General features: G+C 52.4%; 15 protein-coding genes. 6 read left to right on the top strand and 9 right to left on the bottom strand.

Annotation, left to right across the window (positions count from 1 at the left end; genetic code table 11):
• Positions 1–1,356 precede the first annotated feature (1,356 nt).
• On the top strand, positions 1,357–2,553 hold the full coding sequence (locus AMS69_RS12020; protein WP_053968297.1) for a Cdc6/Cdc18 family protein: 1,197 nt from the start codon (positions 1,357–1,359) through the stop codon (positions 2,551–2,553).
• 430 nt (positions 2,554–2,983) lie between these two features.
• Here the strand turns inward: AMS69_RS12020 and AMS69_RS12025 are convergent, their stop codons facing one another.
• Entirely contained in the window at positions 2,984–3,970 is a 987-nt protein-coding gene (locus AMS69_RS12025; protein WP_053968298.1) for an SDR family oxidoreductase, read from the bottom strand.
• A 79-nt stretch (positions 3,971–4,049) separates the two neighbouring features.
• The gene (locus AMS69_RS12030; protein WP_053968299.1) at positions 4,050–5,186 is read right to left on the bottom strand and encodes a glycosyltransferase family 4 protein; all 1,137 of its coding nucleotides are present in this window, start codon (positions 5,184–5,186) and stop codon (positions 4,050–4,052) included.
• A gap of 419 nt (positions 5,187–5,605) precedes the next feature.
• On the opposite strand from AMS69_RS12030, the gene AMS69_RS12035 reads away from it, so the two are divergent.
• Positions 5,606–6,781, top strand: a complete 1,176-nt coding sequence (locus AMS69_RS12035) for a glycosyltransferase family 4 protein (protein WP_053968300.1) — start codon at positions 5,606–5,608, stop codon at positions 6,779–6,781.
• Between the two features lie 124 nt (positions 6,782–6,905).
• Positions 6,906–8,339, top strand: a complete 1,434-nt coding sequence (locus AMS69_RS19720) for a sulfatase (protein WP_077067791.1) — start codon at positions 6,906–6,908, stop codon at positions 8,337–8,339.
• Between the two features lie 10 nt (positions 8,340–8,349).
• Here the strand turns inward: AMS69_RS19720 and AMS69_RS19725 are convergent, their stop codons facing one another.
• Positions 8,350–9,879: a flippase gene (locus tag AMS69_RS19725; protein WP_077067792.1), complete on the bottom strand. Its 1,530-nt coding sequence runs from the start codon at positions 9,877–9,879 to the stop codon at positions 8,350–8,352.
• 207 nt (positions 9,880–10,086) lie between these two features.
• On the opposite strand from AMS69_RS19725, the gene AMS69_RS19730 reads away from it, so the two are divergent.
• Together AMS69_RS19730 and AMS69_RS12050 are read left to right on the top strand one after the other, a co-directional pair.
• A complete protein-coding gene (locus AMS69_RS19730; RefSeq protein ID WP_162230987.1) occupies positions 10,087–10,794 on the top strand; it encodes a sulfatase-like hydrolase/transferase in 708 nt (235 codons plus the stop codon).
• Positions 10,795–10,852: 58 nt separating this feature from the next.
• A complete protein-coding gene (locus AMS69_RS12050) occupies positions 10,853–11,737 on the top strand; it encodes an IS1595 family transposase (protein WP_053968371.1) in 885 nt (294 codons plus the stop codon).
• 262 nt (positions 11,738–11,999) lie between these two features.
• Here AMS69_RS12050 and AMS69_RS12055 read toward each other — a convergent pair whose 3' ends face one another.
• From AMS69_RS12055 to AMS69_RS12065, 3 genes are all read right to left on the bottom strand, one after another.
• Positions 12,000–13,676 carry a transposase gene (locus AMS69_RS12055; protein ID WP_053968303.1) on the bottom strand — a complete coding sequence of 559 codons (1,677 nt, stop codon included), beginning with the start codon at positions 13,674–13,676 and terminating at the stop codon, positions 12,000–12,002.
• 63 nt (positions 13,677–13,739) lie between these two features.
• Complete coding sequence (locus AMS69_RS12060) at positions 13,740–14,627, bottom strand: IS1096 element passenger TnpR family protein (protein ID WP_053968304.1); 888 nt, start codon at positions 14,625–14,627, stop codon at positions 13,740–13,742.
• Positions 14,624–15,595, bottom strand: a complete 972-nt coding sequence (locus AMS69_RS12065) for a hypothetical protein (RefSeq protein WP_053968305.1) — start codon at positions 15,593–15,595, stop codon at positions 14,624–14,626. Before AMS69_RS12065 ends, AMS69_RS12060 begins: the two co-directional genes overlap by 4 nt.
• 107 nt (positions 15,596–15,702) lie before the next feature.
• Between AMS69_RS12065 and AMS69_RS12070 the strand changes: the two genes are divergently transcribed.
• Complete coding sequence (locus AMS69_RS12070; protein ID WP_053968306.1) at positions 15,703–16,062, top strand: hypothetical protein; 360 nt, start codon at positions 15,703–15,705, stop codon at positions 16,060–16,062.
• A 14-nt stretch (positions 16,063–16,076) separates the two neighbouring features.
• Here the strand turns inward: AMS69_RS12070 and AMS69_RS12075 are convergent, their stop codons facing one another.
• From AMS69_RS12075 to AMS69_RS12085, 3 genes are read right to left on the bottom strand one after another with little or no spacing between them, the layout of a single operon-like run.
• Entirely contained in the window at positions 16,077–16,985 is a 909-nt protein-coding gene (locus AMS69_RS12075) for a hypothetical protein (protein ID WP_053968307.1), read from the bottom strand.
• Positions 16,986–17,040: 55 nt separating this feature from the next.
• The gene (locus AMS69_RS12080) at positions 17,041–17,547 is read right to left on the bottom strand and encodes a twitching motility protein PilT (RefSeq protein WP_053968308.1); all 507 of its coding nucleotides are present in this window, start codon (positions 17,545–17,547) and stop codon (positions 17,041–17,043) included.
• A complete protein-coding gene (locus AMS69_RS12085; protein WP_053968309.1) occupies positions 17,544–17,912 on the bottom strand; it encodes a UPF0175 family protein in 369 nt (122 codons plus the stop codon). Before AMS69_RS12085 ends, AMS69_RS12080 begins: the two co-directional genes overlap by 4 nt.
• Positions 17,913–18,180 lie beyond the last annotated feature (268 nt).

The following is an 18,180-nucleotide window of genomic DNA, read 5'->3' on the forward strand; positions in this document are numbered from 1 at the left end:
AACTCCCCACCTGAGCTAGTCATAATCGGTTCCCGTCTGGCGATTAGCAGGAATAGGCGTAGTGGCGACTACCGCCCGTCGTCAGAAACACGAATCAGGAGGCAGCCGCCCGCTCCGTACAGATCGTAATCCCACCGGGTGACTACTGGCCGTCCTCACAACGGTAACTGCGTCCTAGTTCTTCCTCTCCCTCGTCGATGGAAGTGTTCTTGCGGCCGTCAGCGCCGATTATGAAAACCACCCCATCACCGAATGTTCAACTTAGATTCCAAAACCGGCAGGAGAGCGCCGCTACTAGTAGTTAGGAAAGGCTACAGTGAGTGGCTGTTTGTCGCTCCAGTTCGGGACACCATGTGACAAACCTAGCTGCGGAGTAACGGACCGAATGCAGCCGATATTGGGATTAGGAACCATGTTCACTTACTCGCAAGGCAACGGTCCCTAGAGTGAAGTGATCGGATAGATCGCGGACAGTCGGGTATATCGGGATGGAATGTCTGCATCTGTTGTCTCAACCAGACCGGCGTCGCTGGTTTATCCCAAATCGATGTTGTGAACGAACCCAGGATGAAGCTCTCGGGAGGGCATCGTCACAGCCGTTGTGACGGGGGCAGCCAGCCTGGTCGCGTCGTTCGTGTTACGACAACTCACTTCATGTCTGTAAATGGGGGGTCGCTCTCGGGTGCAACAGCTACGGAAGACAGCGTCGGCGGCGGTAGGACGTGTGCCGTCGCGTCCACGCCGCGGTGGTGTCGGTTTGGGCCTTTCTTAGGTGGAGTCTGTCACAGGGTTATGTTCCATTGCCTGTCACAACAGGCGTGACGCCTCCTGTGGCGGTCTTCTCGGCCGTACTGTCCAGGAGGTCGAGCCCGGTGTAGCGTTTTTCCAAGAGTTTTTCATCGACTGCCATGTCGAGTTCAGGACAAGCCCCACTCTCAAAGCGCCGAAGACTCTTTGGTTAGTTAACAACTATTAGCGTCTTGATAATGGAATAGACACACCCCGCAACGAGTGAAAACTTCGGAGGATGGATTCTCCAATCTCGTGAGACACACTTCGTACCGAGTGAAAACTCATGAGTGTGAGTTTTCCAGTCCCATGGGACACACACTTCGTACCGAGTGAAAACTCATGAGTGTGAGTTTTCCAGTCCCATGGGACACACACCTCGTACCGAGTGTAGCTGTTGATCTAGCATATTCTGTTTCACTCGTTACTCGGTGTGTCTCTTCCCCTCATTTGGTATATAATCTGATTTGATAGCGTTTGAAAGTCTTGCTAAGGCAGTTTTGAGAGTTTTCACTCGGCCCGAGGTTAGGAACAATTAAATGTTGTCCATTTGTTGTCTCGATAGCAATGGATGATTCCGAGGACGGATCTTCGATTTTTGCGGGTGGTGACATCTTCGAACAGCGGGAGTTACTCCGAGTCGGCCACGTGCCGGACATCGACCGAATCGTGGGCCGCGACGAGGAAATTTCCGCAGTTGGGCGTGCGCTCGGTCCTGGAACGAGGGGGAGTCCGCCTGAGACGACCATTATCTATGGGAAGACCGGGACTGGGAAATCACTCGTTACACGGTGTGTGTCTCGACAGGCACAGAAAGAAGCCGATTCCCACGACACGGACTTCCGATTTTCATATGTGGATTGTTCGGACTACCAGTCAGATGCCAAGGCGAGCCGAGAAATGGCAAGGCGGCTCTCCGACACACTCGATGCTGAGAAGAATATTCCGCGCGTCGGTATCGGTGCTGCGGACTACCGGGATATAACATGGGAACTCCTCGATGAACACGACGTTGACGTGTTTGTCGCAATTTTAGATGAAGTGGATAAGCTCGACGACGACGACCTCCTTCGGAGTTTGACTCGGGCAAAAGAAAGCGGGAAGGCAGATGCACATATCGGTGCCATCTGTGTGAGTAACAAAATCGAGTATCGAAATCGGCTGAACGAGCGACTTGACTCCAGTCTTCAGGACAACGAGCTCGTCTTCGATCCGTATGATGCGAATCAAATCCGGGCAATCCTCGAAAACCGTACCGATGCCTTTGTAGATGGAGTCTTACAGGAGGGCGTCATTCCAAAAGTCGCTGCACTCGCTGCCCAAGAACACGGCGACGCCCGCAAGGCCGTCGACACACTATACGAGGCGGGGCGAATCGCAGAGAAGGAAGAAGCGAATATCGTTACGGAAGATCACGTCGATGACGCCGTTCAGCGGGCGGAGATCAATCGATTCAAGCAACTCGTCAGCGGGACCACACCCCACGTCAAACACATCCTTCGAACGCTCGCTTTACTTACCGCCGATAACCCCGGCCAGCAGTCGTTCTCGACGCACGAAATCTACGAGGCCTACACACAACTCGTGGCAGCAGAAGAAGGCACACCGCTCTCGGAAGATCGTGTGTATCGGCTCCTCAAAGAGCAGTCGTTTTTGGGTGTCACTGAATCCGAGCATACTGGGGGAGGCCATAGCGAGGGGAGTTTTTTGGAGCATCGGTTGGTCCGAGACCCTGAACTGGTCATTGAGGCTCTTGAGAAGTAGCGGTTTCACTCGGTGTGGGGTGTGTCTGTGGGAGTACACGACTATTTAGAATTTCGTATGTGGTAGATGATCGCCCGGAGAAACAGTGTCTCACTAACAGAAAGCCCCCGCGTTCTCGGCTCCCGCGACTCGCTACGCTCCAGTGGGTGCTTGCATCGTCGGGGTTCGCCGAGAACGCGGCCCTTTCAGTCCCGCCCAAAGGTAGTTGGCCAGCTGGTATGGGCCGGACTGAAGGTATGTCCTCTTAGTCGTCGAAGAAGCCGAGAAACTCTAGGCAATCAGCATGGGTTAGGGACCCACGTTTCGGTTCAAGGCGCTCACGCTCAAGGTCGTCACCAACGATGTCTAGCGTGTCGTCGTGGCTTCCGTCCACAAAAGAGGGTGCGGATTTCGTTGATACGTGTTTCCAGACCGCGGTTGCTGTATATCTCTAGGAGTCCCTGACAAGTGGCTCGTACCACTCTCGATTCTGACGGTACCACTCAACAAACTTCGAGACTCCTTCTCTGATCGTGTGCTCTGGTTCGTACTCAATAAGGTCACGTGCCTTGGACGTATCAGCATGCGTGTGTTCAGCATCGGCGTCGTGACGATCTTCGTATACTAGTTCTATATCTGGAGCCAGTTGGTCACGAATCTCCATGGCTAGCGTTTTGATTTCAATGTTATCTGTCGAGCCAATATTGATAGCTTCGCCGTCAGCCGCGTCCTCATCAAGCAATGTGACGTTCGCTTCGATGATATCTTCGATATACGTGAAATCCCGCGTCTGTGCACCATCACCATAGATGATCGGCGGATCACCATTGATACAGCGGGAGACAAAGTTCGAGATAGCCATGTTTGGGCGCATCCGTGGACCATAGACAGTGAAATATCGCAGCGCAACAGCCGGGAAATCATATACCTCAGCATACGAGCAGGCATACCGTTCAGCTGCTAGTTTTGATGCGCCGTATGGCGAAACGGGCGTCGTCGGATGCTGTTCGTCGTATGGAAGATATTGCGGAACTCCATAGACCGACGATGAGGATGCCATTACGAACCGTTCGATACCCTTGTCCCGGCAAGCATCAAGCAGATTCAGCGTGCCACCGACGTTGATTTCGTCATATTTCCGGGGGTTCTGTACACTCGGTCTAACACCGGCTTGTGCGGCCTGGTGGTAGACGTAGTCAGCATCGGCGACTAGTTCTGTGACGAAGTCGCCGTCACGGACATCACCTTCGATAAATTCGTAACTTCCGTCACTCTCTTCAGCTACTTTGCGGCCATTGTCGATATTATGCCGTTTAATATCAAGGTCGTAAAATGGTTCGAGGTTATCCACAACGACGACATCATGGCCGTCTCGGACAAAGCGTTCAGCGAGATGTCCGCCGATGAATCCTGCCCCTCCAGTGACAAGAATTTGCATTAGTAAGAGCCTCAAGTGCAGTAAATAAAAAACGCAATGGTACCACCAAAGCTTAGAAGCTATATTTTTGCCGCCGATCTCACCACTCGTCAGTCGCTGCAGCCGTATACGCGTCCAGAGCATCTTCGGCTACTTGGTCCCAATCAAACCGTTGTGCGCGCTGTCGTGGCTCCGTGGTGGGCTCTGCACCGGCCAGGACACGGTCCAGTACATTGGCAACACCTTCGACAGTCGGGTCGGCTAGGAACCCCGCATCGCCGACGACCTCGCCGACCGCCGAGTCCGGATGATCTGCCCCGATGACCGTACAGCCCGCTGCCATTGCCTCCACAGCCGTGATCCCGAAGCCTTCGCGCGTGCTCGGTGTCGCGAAGATACTGCCCGTCTGCATCTGTGCCAAGACGTCGTCGTACTCCTCGAGGAAGCCGGTAAACGTTATTCGCTCAGCTACCGATAGCGAATCGGCTAAACTTTCGAGTTCCGACCGTTCGGGTCCGTCGCCGACGATGCCGAGTGTGGCTTCTTCTGGCGCGACTTGGTCGAACGCTCGCAGGAGGATATCGACGCGCTTGTCCTCGATTAACCGCCCTGCGAAGAGGACATCGAACCCATCCTCAGCGGGGGGCGTGTCTCGAATCTGCTCGTAATCGATTCCGTTCGGAACAGTCCGAATCTGTTCGCGTTCAGGACCGATGTCCCCCAGACGACCTGCGGTGAGTTCCGAGACAGCAATTGGGTGCTGTGGGATGCGGGCAGTTGCGTGCTCGACTCCCTTGCCAAACGGTGCTAGATGCCCGAGATATCCGTCCCAGTAATCCCCCCAGACTTCGTGCCAGGTTGTTACGAGCGGCGTGTCGGTACCGAGAACCCCGAGTTTGCTAGACAGGACCGGAAAATAGGGAAACACGGACGCGACGACGACATCGTGTTCGTCTACGTGGCGGCGCAGTGGAACGACCACGTCTTTTGCGAACTCTAGCGCTTCGCCGATTGACCGTCGTCCATCGTCATCCGTGTAGAGTTCGCGGTTTGGACTCACTGCCCGGAGTGTCATTCCCTCGTGCGTGATTTCTTTCGGCCCATCCCAGAAGTGGCGTCCGTAGACGGTTACGTCGTGGCCGTTGGCAGCGAGTCGGGTACCAATCTCGTGGATTCGCTTTTCCGCACCGCCAGTTACGAACGGATATATCACATTACTTATGAAACAGACATTCATACTGTGTTGCAAAATGGCTCATTGGGTGGCATATTGAAAACTCCGCTTCAATAACGAGGGAGTCCTGCTACAAAGGGTGTTCATATGTCTAGCATAAATACGACCAACGGTTAGCAAAGGAGAGTCTCTGCCTGTTAATCGTGGTCTATCAGTGAACAGTCAGAGGGGCGGCCCAGTAGTTTCTATTTTTCGAAGACATCCCTTAGGACGGGAGCACGTAGAAGTCACGCTCTAAATTTTCATGACTTCCGGCCCGACCAAACAGTTGAATAGAGAGTTTATACGAAATAGTCGACGATGTTCATGATAGATAATACTTCGTTCATTTGCTCTATTTAATTCACCAATTCAATTCACGAAGATGAGTCACAATTTCTCGGTCGAACCGTTTAATATCCTGACACTGTTGAGTCGAGGTAATGGAAATTCTACAGACGCCGGTGCGATTTTATCCATATATTGGTGGTGTCGAATCTTACGTCCACAATATAGCTAAAAAACACGTGGCATCTGGACACAGTGTTTCTGTTGTTTGTGCCAAAGCCAAACCCGAAAGTAAAAAACGAGAGGTTATTGACGGCATCACCGTTCGTCGACTGGCAAGTATTGGACAAATAGCGAATACTAATATCACCCCTGCCCTGCCAACCGTCCTTCTGGAAGAGGCTCGGAAGGCAGAAGTCATTCACACACATCTTCCAACACCCTGGAGTGCAGACCTGAGCGTTCTTGCCGGTGCAGTCACCGGCACTCCTGTCGTCGTCACGTATCATAATGATATCATCGGCGACGGCCTTGCTGACTACGTAGCGACCGCGTACAATCGAACGATGCTTCAGCTAGTTCTCAGACTCGCTGACCGCATCATTGTAACACAGTCAGACTACCTGAAAAACTCGAAGCATCTTGACTCATATGCCGAGAAAGTACGGGTCATACAAAACGGAGTCAACGTCGAACAGTTCCGTCCAGTTGAACTCAACTCTGAGGAGCGAAAGCGCCTCGGCTTTGCTTCTGATCGGCCGACTCTATTCTTTTTAAGTGTGCTCGATGGTCATCACGGATATAAAGGTCTAGACGTATTATTAGAATCGATAGCACGACTTAATAAAAAAGCGGATATTGTCCCGAAATTGCTCGTCGGCGGTGGCGGTGATGCACACTCACGGTACAAACAGCAGGCCACAAAGCTCGGTATTGATGATCATGTAGAGTTCATAGGACGTATTCCCGACGAAGATCTCGTCTCGTTATACTCCGGTGCCGATTTGTTTGTGTTACCCTCAAAATCTTCTGATCAAGAAGGGTTTGGGCTGGTTGTGCTAGAAGCACTGGCTTGTGGAACCCCTGTCATAACAACGGATGTCGTTGGTGTCTCAGACGAAATCGTTGCCAACAACGCCGGCCGACTGGTCGCTGCCGGTGATTCGAAGGCACTGGCCGAAAGTATTACAGATAGTCTCGAAAACGCCAAGTTCGATACAGAGCGAGGCCGGGAGATTTGTCGTAAACAATACTCATGGGAAGCGAGTGCAACCGAGTTAGAAAGACTGTATTACGAAATTGCTGAGGAATCAGCGGCCAACTCTTCTTAAATCTCAAATACCCAAGTGTACTTTTATTTCATAATTATCATGGTTTGTATCATTTTCAAGCGGGTGTTGGCTTTGAGGTTCGAAAATACTTTCAATTAGATTGTCAATATTTGAAGTAGTAACGATGGGATCAAAGCCTAATATTATATTCCTCGTAGTCGACACTTGCAGAGCCTCAACTTTCCATAATCTTCTTCAAGAAGGCAAAATACCGAACTTCAAATCATTATTTGATGATGCAGTTATGTATGAGAACGCTACTGCGGCCGGCCCGTGGACAGTTCCCTCTCATGGTTCAATGTTCACAGGACTCTATCCCTCACAACATGGTACTTCTGCAAACAAGCCAAATTTCAATCCACCGAACACGCCAATTGCTCAGGCACTTAATCAGGAAGGATATCACACTGTCGGGGTTTCCGCTAACCCTTGGATATCCCCCGGGTTCAATTTTGATAAGGGATTTGACCAGTTCAAAACAGCATATGACCTATTCTGGGGTGGTGCAGAACTTGGAGATATTCGGAACCTTTCCTCTCGCCGCGAACAGGTGCGTACACTGTCAAATCGAATTAGCATAACATCAAGTGTCAAGACTATTGCGAACATAGTATACGAAAAATTCTGGGCAAAACGATCTGATAGTGGAGCGAAAAAAATAACATCTGATGCACTATCTATATTAGAAAATGCGGGAAATGATCCGCAGTTTCTCTTTCTGAATTATATGGAACCACATCTGGATTACGAACCACCCGACAATGTGGCGAGGGACGAACTGCCTGACAACGTAGACCTACAGGAAGCGCGCCAGCTCAATCAAAACCCATGGAAATACATTGCTGGCCAAGAATCAATGAGTCCTCAACACTTTGAGATTCTTCGCAGCCTTTACCGTTCAGAACTCCGATATCTTGACACTCAAATTGGCCGTCTACTTGAGGGAATTAAAGAAAAAAACATCATGGATAATACCTGTATCGTTGTCGCTGGAGATCATGGAGAAAATATCGGAGAGCACGGGTTGATGGATCATCAGTATTGCTTATACCAAACATTAGTTCACGTTCCACTCGCGATTCGATATCCAGATACGGTGGCTCCTAGAAACGTCACGGATCTCGTGGAAACAAAGGACATCTATGGAGCCCTATGTGAGATTGCAAGTGTGGGTAACGAAGACGTTGCAAATCCCTTACTGAACGAAGAAGACAGAGACAATCAAGTAATCTCGGAATACCCAGAGCCCCAGCCGTCGATGGATGCTTTGGAAGAACGGGCTGGAAAGCTTGATGACGAAACTCGAGAATATGACCGTTCTCTTCGCGCGATTCGAATAGGACCTTGGAAACTTATTGAGGGGTCGGATGGTCTCACAGAGTTATACAATCTCGAAGAAGATTCGGCAGAATCGACTCCAAGAAGTAATACTGAGCAAACTGAGCGGCTTCACAATCGGCTAGTATCTGAACTCGGCGAATTAACTGTTGGTACGAACAATGAGTCCAGTGTAAACGAGACTACCCAGAGTCGACTAGAAGACTTAGGATATATTTGAGTCGTACAATCTAAAGCCCCTTTCTAGCTATTCTCTTTATTATTCCAAGATTCCGTCCCATTCTCGTTTCTAACTGTTCAACCAGGTCAATATCAGCCTCATCTACGCTTGAGGTCAGAATGAGAACTACCGGTTGAAAAAGGGTCAAACTGATACCAACACAAATTAGATCCACCAGTCCAATGGGGGAGGGCACAATTCTTGAAACCAGTACCGCAAGTACGGACATGACACCGAGATGTTTGGCAATATTAACTGAGAATGGAGATGCACCTGTGAGGTGGTAAATCCAGATTAGTTCGGTCCCATTATAGACAATATATCCGACAACAGTAGCAACGGCTGCTCCGGATATTTCGAACACTGGTATTAAAACATAATTCAGGATAATATTTGAAGACAGGCCTAAAGCACCAGAGAATAGCTCGATTTGAGGACGATCAATTGCTTTGACCATATCTCCGTCAAGACCACTGAGAGCGCGAAATAACAGTCCGGTACTCAGGATCGTTAGAACGGGTGCTGCAGGTAAGTAGTTGTCCCCGAACAGAATTTGGATGATGTCTCCCGAAAACAGGGCGAACAGTAGGACCGGAGGAAGCGTTATCAAAAGAATCCACTTTGTAGTGATTGTGAATATTTGATCAAGGCCTGCCGTATCTCCTTCTGTGTAATACTCTGTTGCCACCGGAAGAAAAAGAAATGTAAAAGAGCCCAAAGCAAAGGTCGCGATCTTTTTTAGGGGCTGTACCGCTCGATAATATCCCACTTCATTTGACGGCAAAAAATAACCAATCATCAAAATGTCTACCCTATTTAGAAGAAGAAATATTCCTGATCCAATAGCAAGCGGCCAAGAGAAGCTCCAGAGCTTACGAGCAGTTTTTCCATCGGGTAATGTATCGAATACATTCCATGACAGTCCACCCTTCGAAATAAAATATAGAGCAATAATAAATGCGAACAGGGGACCGGTGACCCAGTATACTATCGCACCATCAAATTCTCTGCCCCCTATTATAAATAAAAGGAGAGCGATGAATGCTATTCCTCTTCCACCGATCTGTTGTGCCATCACGGCAGGGAAGGTTCTTTTTTGTGCGCGAAGGGTCGCAAGAGCTGCTCGTGAGAGAGGGTAAACAAGTAAAAACGGAGACAGTAGCACCAGAAACTCATAAAGGTAATCTGCAGACATAAGGTTTGCAAACCTTCCCCGAAAAAGATAGAGGCCGCCAACGGCAGCAACAGCTGAAAGGAATATCATACTGAATCCAGCATAGAGTATCTGAATTTGACGCTTCTTTGCCTCAGTTGCTGAAAGTTGCCGGGTCATTCCTTGGTGAATCCCAAGTAGTGCAATAGTCCCGAGAGAGAACACGACGGTATATGCCAATGTTAGCTCTCCATACAGTGAGGGTGGGAGAGATCTAGCGATAATAACCTCAGCCAACAACCCGATAGAATTTCCAAAGACAGTGGCTAATAGGACAATTGCCGCGCTTTTTGCCAATTTAGATAACGTTGAACGGTGCTTACTCACAGGTGTCTATGGAGAGAGAATATCTGTCATCTCTTCAATTTTTGGAAATATAGTATTACTGTCCAAGCCCCAACGGATTCCGGTTAATATCACTTATTATCATGATTTCCGTCAGCTATTGAACTACAGTTTAGCGCTACCTCATAATCGCTCTCAGGGATCACCAGTCAATAAAAGGTTAATAGCTTGGATAATCGTATGACGTACATGACAAACATCATACTACTCACAATAGATTGCTTCCGATATGACCGGTGTGGATTTAATGGGCACCATCAGAACACGACCCCTTTCCTAGACCAATTAGCTGGGGAATCAATTATCTTTGATAACGCGTTTGCTACAGGGCCATATACTACAGAATCAGCTCCTGGTATTTTTGCTGGCCAGCACTCGTTCAACGGTTGTTATTTTAATTCCCACGCGTGGAAAGCTATCCCTGAAAGCAGTGAGACAATCGCCTCGTATCTGAACGAACATGGGTTTGAGACGTTAGCCGTCTTATCAAACCCCCATATGACTGCGGACCGAAATTTCGATTTAGGGTTCAATTTGTTCCGGAATTTACAGACGGATGGGGAAGATCCGAAGGCAAAAACAGAGGAGGACAACTCGGCTTTCTCTGTGGCGGACTACGCACATGACATAAAGACCCGGATGAGAAAGTACGATTCATTATTAACACCATATACCGTTCCATACATAGCTCATCGGTTGCTACAGATGCGGAGTGGGTGGCCGGCCCACCGCGCTGAGTACGTACTTCAAGAGTTCGTCGACGAACTTACTACCGCGGTTGAACCGGTGTTTGGATGGACTCATCTCATGGACTTACACGCTCCGATACACCCCGACGTTGGTGATACATCAGCATTTACAAATTCGCTCTTCCGAAGCAGATTGTTGGTCGGGTAGAGCTGTCGCTGTGAAAGCGTAGCGGGCAAGGGTGACGCGAACGCGTCACCCGGACGCAATGTTCCCATTTGAATTGCTGAGTTCAGAGGAGAGCGCCGCGAACCTGCTGGAGCAGGTTCGCTGGCGCGAGGGCCTCTGTTGCCCGCGCTGCCGGTCTGAATCGGTGATCAAACACGGCAGCTATCGAGAGTATCAACGGTATCTCTGTAAGGATTGCGACCGCACGTTCAACGACAAGACCGGCACGATCTTCGCGCACGCGAAGATCGGCCTTGACAAGCTGTTATTCGCGTTCTACTCGTTCCTCCGGTTCAATACGAGTATCCGCCAGCTAGACGCTGAAATTGACGTTTCGTATCGCTCGCTTCGCCGGCGCGTCGAGCAGTTCGCCAGAACGCTCGACGCGCCAGCCATCAACCTCGTTGGCCCGGTCGAGATTGACGAGTTCTACGTCTCTGCTGGGAAGAAAGGCCGCGAGCGCGACCAAGAGTCGCGCTCGCGTGCTCTCTCGAAACGCGGACGAGGAACGTATGAGGGAGACAAACCGCCAGTGTTCACGCTCGTTGATCGCGGCAGCGGTCAGCGATACGTCGTCCCAGCGAAATCCACCGATGAAGCGACCGTGCGACTCCTTCTCGACAACCACGAGAAGGAGTCGCTGACCGTCTACACGGACGGATTTCGGGCCTACGATCCACTCGACGATGACGAGAGCTTCCACCGAGAATCAGTAATTCACGGTGACGGCGAGTACGTTGATGAAGACGCACACGTGAACACGTGCGAGAGCCACGCGTCGCTGGCGCGACGGTGGCTCTCGCCGCACCGAGGTGTCTCAAAAGACAAACTGACAGCGTATCTCAGACCGTTCCAACTTCGGCGACGAGTCCTCCGCAAACCGGGACGAGAAGCACTGAAACAGATTATCCGAGAAGTTCTCTGACTCACCAACAATGTACTTCACAAGAGCGTATCGTATATAAGGCACGCATCAATATCGTCCTCCGAGGTTGTGGGAAGTTGAGACTACAGCGGGTATAGCGGGCCTGTGATGCGTGGTTTCGGCCGATTCAGTGAGGGAAACTGATTCAGATTGCTCTCCAAACGGTCAATCATATTGAATTCCCAACCATATACGCGAATTTCGGCGACTTCCGGTAGCGTTGCCACTCAGCCGCTGCGCTACCACGGAGAGAGTCACACCACTATCCGATTCCCGTCTCCTTCTTCAACAGCGTTAGCGTGTTGTCAGCTGTCACAATTGGCGAATGCTCGTACTCGCCAGTTACCTCGACTTGGACGAGTAGATCGACAGCCCGCCAGATCGAGTACAGCAGGCAAGCGAACGCGAAGTAGAAGAACCGCAGCCCGAAATTCTTCGACGTGGTGGCGGCCATAAATCGCTTGATCGACTTGTAGCCGCTCTCGATCTCCCACCGATAGCCGTACTCAGTGAGATGCCCGCTCCCCCGATTCGTCATGAACACCGAATACTGCCGGTGATTGTCGTGTTCTGAGTTCTCTTTTCGACGGTAGATCAGCGTTGTCTCGTGCCACTCGTTCTTTCCGAGGTGGAGCTTCCTGTCGGTCTCGTACCGGTCTTGATCACGTCGAAGCAACCGCTTTGCTTGGGCTTTCTCGCTGGTCTGCATTCGCTTGGGCACGACATACGACAGTCCCCGCTGGCCGATCATCTCCAGAACGTGCTGGCTATCGAACTCCCGGTCCATCAGGACGTTGTCGACGTGAACGACCGCTTCAGCAGAGTCCAAGAGATCCTCAACGATCTCCTTCCGTGACTCACCCCGCCGCACAGGTCGCGCATCGAGTACAATCGGGACAGCATTCCCGACTAACTGAACCGTCGCCCACTGGTACGCGTATTCGTCGGTCTTCTCCTTCGTGCCGATGATCTCGTCTTCGTGGCCCGTCCTATCGCCAGTAAACGGGTCAGCTTCGGTGATGTCGATGGCGACGATGCCCGCCCGAAAGAACTCCTCTGTTCGGCCGGCCTCATCCAGCAGCCGGGTGACGGCCTGTCGGTACATCTCGCGAATCTCCTCAATGGAGAGGTCACGAATCTGGTCGCGATGGGCGTGGCCAAGCGGCGTCCGATCACGTGTCGACTCGTGGATGAAGCTACGAGCGCCCTCGTTAGCAGCGAGGTTCTCACGCAGCCCGAGATAGGTCTGTAACCCCCAGTAGGCATTCTCGTGAATCTCACAGCCTTCACCGCGATCTAACGAGAACACCGGAAAGACGATCCGGCTGACGTGGTCGATGATCTGTTCCGCCCGTTCCAAGACGGTCTGATCGTCGGAATCGGATCCCCTGCCGTCGTCCTCTCGCTGTGGGGATCTCCGCTCCGGATGACGTGGAACAGTGACACCTTCGCTCTGAGCAGTAATGAGAACCGTTTGTGCGGCAGTCTCGACTGTTTCCCGCAAATCGGCGGTGAAGCGCTCGTGCCAGCTTCGCCACAGTGTTGACTGGTTCGGAACGGTCTCAAACTCGAACTGCTTGCAAAGTTCAGGGTGGCTGTCGAGGTATTCGACGAGTGCCGTCTCGTGATTCCATCCGTGGATCTCTTTCAGCACGAAGATGCGAAAGAGAGTGTCCATCTCATACCGGGTCGACTTCGCGTAGCGGTCATGGGGATCGAATCTGAAGTAGGCCAGTGGTAGCGAACAGACGAACTGCTCGATTGAGTCGTGGCTCTCGTGGGCGAACCACGCGCCCGAAACCGTTCGGATATCCGATTCCAATCCCGCAATCGATGTTCGGTCGTACAGTGGTGTCGAATGATACGCCGGCCACTCGACGTACGATCGTCGAGCGATGCTTCGAAAGACCGTGCGACGAGAGACAAGAGTCGAAGCCACTACGGGAGGGTCAGTAGGACACGCACAAGAATTCGTCCAGATCAACAGAGGGCTGGACGACTACTACAACAGGTGGCCGTACCCTTTGCGTTCGAGTTCGGCTTCCAGTTCGACGTGCATCGCTTCGACAGTTTCCTCGCCGAAGTGTTGTCCCGTCATCGCCCCCGAGATCTCCGCGATTTCAGCGTGCCACTCACGGACTGCGTCCGCAAGCGCGGCGAGAAGTTCTTCCTCGGTCTTGTTTGCCCCATCGACTTCCTCGACGATCTGCCACCCCGGCTGAAAGTTTTCGAGGACGTATCCTGTCTCCTTGAACTGAATCGCGAACCGCTCACAGACTGCTCCGAACCCGGTTTCGATGCTGAGTAACGGAAGGACGTGGACGATATCCTCGTGCTCCTCCAGTTCACGGAGGTCCGCAACGGGCACAGCGGTTTCTGGCAGTACAGAATACAGCGGATCAGGCAGAAGAGGGCCGCTCTCATCGGCCCCCGACGGCTCGTACTGGTCGTCGATCGGATCGCCTTTCTCTTTCCCGACTGTTGGCTCTGTGTCACTCGGTTCATCGCTGAGAATCTCTTTCAGGATAGCGTAGAAGCGCCACTCGTCGCCGTAGTCGTAGAGATAGCAGATGCGGTCGTACTGTTCGAGACCGAGTTGACGAGTCATCTCACCGATCGTCACATCACCCGCGTTCTCGATCCGCTCGGTACGTAATACCGGATCGCCACCAAGTGATTCCTCATACTCCTGCTGGCACTGGTATTTGACTGCGCTGTCCCAGTAGTCCTCGTCGTCGCCGACAAACCAGAGATGCCCCTGATCGAGCCCGAATGCGGGGTTGATTGCTGATTGGAATTCAGCGATCGTTCTGTCTGCGCCGACGACGATATCTCGCCACAGGGATGTCGGATCGGGGTCGAACTTGACGCGAAATCGGTAGGCAGTCATCTTTGCATCTCCGTACCCGTGCGGAAGCTCGTGAGGTCGTCGATACGCTGCTCTAGGTCTTCGATCTCGTCTCGAAGTTGTTCAGCTTCGTCGTCGTCACTGGCGGCGAGACGGTCTTTCAACCCCTGGAGCCGCGATTCTTTCACGTCTTCATCGACCTCTGCTTTCCGGACGTACTCGCTTTCCTCGATGTCGTAGACATCCGATTCAGAGAGAGTGGTCACTTCGAGTGCTTCATCGACTTTCGAGCGGTCGACGCTCAGCACACGTTCACGGTCGATGCCAGCGTTCTCGAGGCGTTCCAGTACCTCCTCGTCGTCTTTGAGCGAGCGATTGCGGCGACTCGTCCGCTGGACAGAGCCGTACTGCCCGGAGACGGGACGGTCGTGATGGAGTCGAGCAAGAAGAACATCCGCGACTTCCTGCCGAAAGTCGTTCGCATCTCGCTGGACATCTGAGAGCAGCGTATAGAGGTTCACCAGCGCGTTCGTCTCCAATTCAGGGAGATCAGTCACTTCGTGACGTTCGAGTGCATCGATGAGGAGGAGCGCGTCCGAGTAGACATCCAGTCCGTCGGGTTCAGTTCGGTCCTCGTCCGTAGGTTCCTGTTCTGCGTCGACTACCTGCGTCGCCGTCGCGATCTCTGATCGGGTAATGACACCAGCATCCTCATCAACCTCGAACCGTGGATGGACACTCCACACCGCAGGATACGGATCGGCATCCGCCGGAAGACGATCAAGGTCAAATCCGTCAGGGACATCCTGGATCCGTCGATAGAGCGTTTCGAACTGGTCTCGCTGGAGCGGCCGCGTCTCGTCCCTGTCTTCGAAGTGGATGATGACGCGAGCGTCCTGCACGTCAGTAATACGAAATCGGTGATGGGAGAGCGGCGTGATGAGCGTCGCACTCTCGGGAAGATCATCGAGTTCCTCAAGAAGCGTGTGCCAACTGGCGGTGAAAGACATATAGTGTGGTTGCGTGCCATTCCGACTAAATCTTGTTCACAACGCGGTCATCGGTGGGTAGTCTCCGTAACAGACAGTCTGATACGTGTCTCTTCGGAACTACCGATATGGCTGAGACGTACGCACTCCGTGTCCAGGTCGAGTCACACGAATACGACGGCGAGTTCTATCTCGTTGGCGAAGGGTACGGGACCCCAGCAGACATGTTGGACAACGTCGCTGCCGATCATCTCTTACGAATCGCAAATGCGCCACGTATCGAAGAGTACCTGCTCGACGTGCTGAAGCACGGAGAGAATACAGGTGAAGCCGAGTGTGAGGCGACAGACAGCGATATCGAATGCTGGATTCACGTCGATGTCTCCTACCAGAGATACGCTTTCGGTGTCGGGGACAGAATGTTTGAGTTCTCCGGCGCACCGACCAAAAGCGAAATCGCGTCGACTGTCACGCAACTCCAGTCGTAGCTGTGGACTCTCGGTCAGGGATCGAAGTGGTAGATGTAGGGGTGGTCAGCCTTCCCAGCGGGCATAATCTCTTCGAGTAGCTTGCGAACCTCGGATTCGGAGGGGCCACTAGTGATGATCCGATCATCGTAGATCGCTACATAGGCTTCGTTGAGTCCCAACTCGCGCAGTTCGCGACCCAAGCTGCGGGCTCGGGCCTTCCCCATTTCCTGGTGGTAAATCCGCTCCAGTTCGTCGGTTCTCTCCCGCAACTGCTCGATCTCCGACGCGTATCGCTCTCGGTTGCGCTTGTTCTTCATGTAGAAGCGCAACTTCTCGGCGTCCGTCTTTTCGTCTTCCTTGGGTACTGGAAGCGAGTCGATGATGCCGAAGCGATGTTTGGCCTCTTCGTACTCGTCATCGATGTCAGTACTGAGGGAACCCCCGAAGATGATGTTCTTGACCCCGATCCACCCGTCGTAGACGATCTGGTCCTCGAACGGCAATAGGACGACACTCGAAACTGGCACTGGAAGTGCGGACTCGTCCCACAGTTCGGCGAACGGAAGCCGAGCCGGGCGGACTGCGTAGGCTTGCGGCGGTTCTGTCCAATCGAGGAAGATCGCGTCGTCCTCGCGATAGCGGACGACGACGAACTCACCGGCGACGAAATCAGTCCACGCTGCGATCTGTTCGAGATCAGCCTCCGACAGGTCAGGAGGGTTCTCTTCAACGAAGTCCTCTATCAGGTCCGTCGTCGACTCGTTGTACAGCGTGTTTCGGAGCGGGAGGAGCTCGTCAGTATAGTGCTGTTCAAGATCAGCGACCGTTTCGATCTCTTCGATGACCTCGAATCGGTCGTTGACATAGACCAACAGATGAGCGTACAGATCTAGAAACCGTTGCTCGCTCCCCTCGGACAGTCGTCTGTCGGCTTCACTCATCGGTAATAGACGTGTTCACGGGCACACTAATCAGGTGTTTCGAACTCTAAATCAGTCATCGATATTCCGAGATCGTTCGATACGGGACGTAGTAGCCGATCTCGTCGATCCACGTCGACAGCCACTCATCAGCGGTTGATTCATCGATCTTCCCAGCATCGATTGCAGCCAACAGAACGCCAACCGACCCGACAACGGTCACACCCTGGTCTTTCGCAAACGACCGGGCATCTCCGTCGTCTGTCAGCAGTCGACCGTCGTGTGCGTCAGCGAGGGCGAACGCCTGTGCTTCCCCGGGGTCGAGATGCCCACCAACAACGGCTTCTCTGTTTGCGACAGTATCCGAAATCGTCGCGACTGGGATTTCGTCATCAAGCGTATCGAGTGCTTCCTGGAGATATGGGTGATTATCGATGCCGTGTTCGAGCTCCTCACGCACGACTGGTACCGTACAGATTCCAGAGAGGCCAGCAACTACCCACAGCTGATCGATGTACGCAAAATTCGAGAGGACAGTCGTGTTCAAGACGCTCGGATTCGCTGGAATATCACCACCGGTCATTTCGCAGACGATCCCTCGTTGCCCGAGTCCTCATCATCGAATTCGAGTTCGCTTGCTGCCTCCACCTCGTACGCTGCGTCGTCTTCGTCAACAAGTCCGAGGCGGAGTTCAACACCGTGCTCACGGAGGATGTCACGCATCGTCCACCGGTCGACATCAGCAAGTCTCGCGGCATCACCGAGCGTGATCCGCTCGCGTTCGTAGAGGGCGACGGCAGCTGCAATACGTTCGTTCTCGTGGTCTTCAAAGTATTCACGCACGAATTCTCGCAACGCATCGCTCTTGCCCCCAAACACACCAGCCTCGACAGCACCCTCGATGAGGAGGTCAAGGTCATCTGGATAGGAGCCGGTAATTCTTGCCATCGTTCTATCCGAGACTACGCCTTCATACTATTTATGAACTGCGCTAGAATACCATATGCATTGAGAAGGCCGGGCTCAACTACTGTGAGCCGGGGAAGTTGAGACTACACCGGGTTTAGCGGGGCTGTGATGTGTGAATTTGTCCGATTCAGTCAACGAAAACCACCTCAAATCACTCCCCAAGCGGCCATTCCTGTCATACTTCCAATTGTATGGGCGAATTTTCGAGACTCCCAACAGTGTAGCCACTCAGACGGCGCGCTGACCT

Source organism: Haloarcula rubripromontorii, assembly GCF_001280425.1.
In the GTDB taxonomy this organism is placed as follows: domain Archaea; phylum Halobacteriota; class Halobacteria; order Halobacteriales; family Haloarculaceae; genus Haloarcula; species Haloarcula rubripromontorii.

Coding starts and splice junctions, on each gene's coding strand:
- AMS69_RS12020 (WP_053968297.1), top strand. CDS start 1,357: ATGGATGATTCCGAGGACGGATCTTCGATTTTTGCGGGTGGTGACATC.
- AMS69_RS12025 (WP_053968298.1), bottom strand. CDS start 3,970: ATGCAAATTCTTGTCACTGGAGGGGCAGGATTCATCGGCGGACATCTC.
- AMS69_RS12030 (WP_053968299.1), bottom strand. CDS start 5,186: ATGAATGTCTGTTTCATAAGTAATGTGATATATCCGTTCGTAACTGGC.
- AMS69_RS12035 (WP_053968300.1), top strand. CDS start 5,606: ATGGAAATTCTACAGACGCCGGTGCGATTTTATCCATATATTGGTGGT.
- AMS69_RS19720 (WP_077067791.1), top strand. CDS start 6,906: ATGGGATCAAAGCCTAATATTATATTCCTCGTAGTCGACACTTGCAGA.
- AMS69_RS19730 (WP_162230987.1), top strand. CDS start 10,087: ATGACAAACATCATACTACTCACAATAGATTGCTTCCGATATGACCGG.
- AMS69_RS12050 (WP_053968371.1), top strand. CDS start 10,853: ATGTTCCCATTTGAATTGCTGAGTTCAGAGGAGAGCGCCGCGAACCTG.
- AMS69_RS12060 (WP_053968304.1), bottom strand. CDS start 14,627: ATGACTGCCTACCGATTTCGCGTCAAGTTCGACCCCGATCCGACATCC.
- AMS69_RS12065 (WP_053968305.1), bottom strand. CDS start 15,595: ATGTCTTTCACCGCCAGTTGGCACACGCTTCTTGAGGAACTCGATGAT.
- AMS69_RS12070 (WP_053968306.1), top strand. CDS start 15,703: ATGGCTGAGACGTACGCACTCCGTGTCCAGGTCGAGTCACACGAATAC.
- AMS69_RS12075 (WP_053968307.1), bottom strand. CDS start 16,985: ATGAGTGAAGCCGACAGACGACTGTCCGAGGGGAGCGAGCAACGGTTT.
- AMS69_RS12080 (WP_053968308.1), bottom strand. CDS start 17,547: ATGACCGGTGGTGATATTCCAGCGAATCCGAGCGTCTTGAACACGACT.
- AMS69_RS12085 (WP_053968309.1), bottom strand. CDS start 17,912: ATGGCAAGAATTACCGGCTCCTATCCAGATGACCTTGACCTCCTCATC.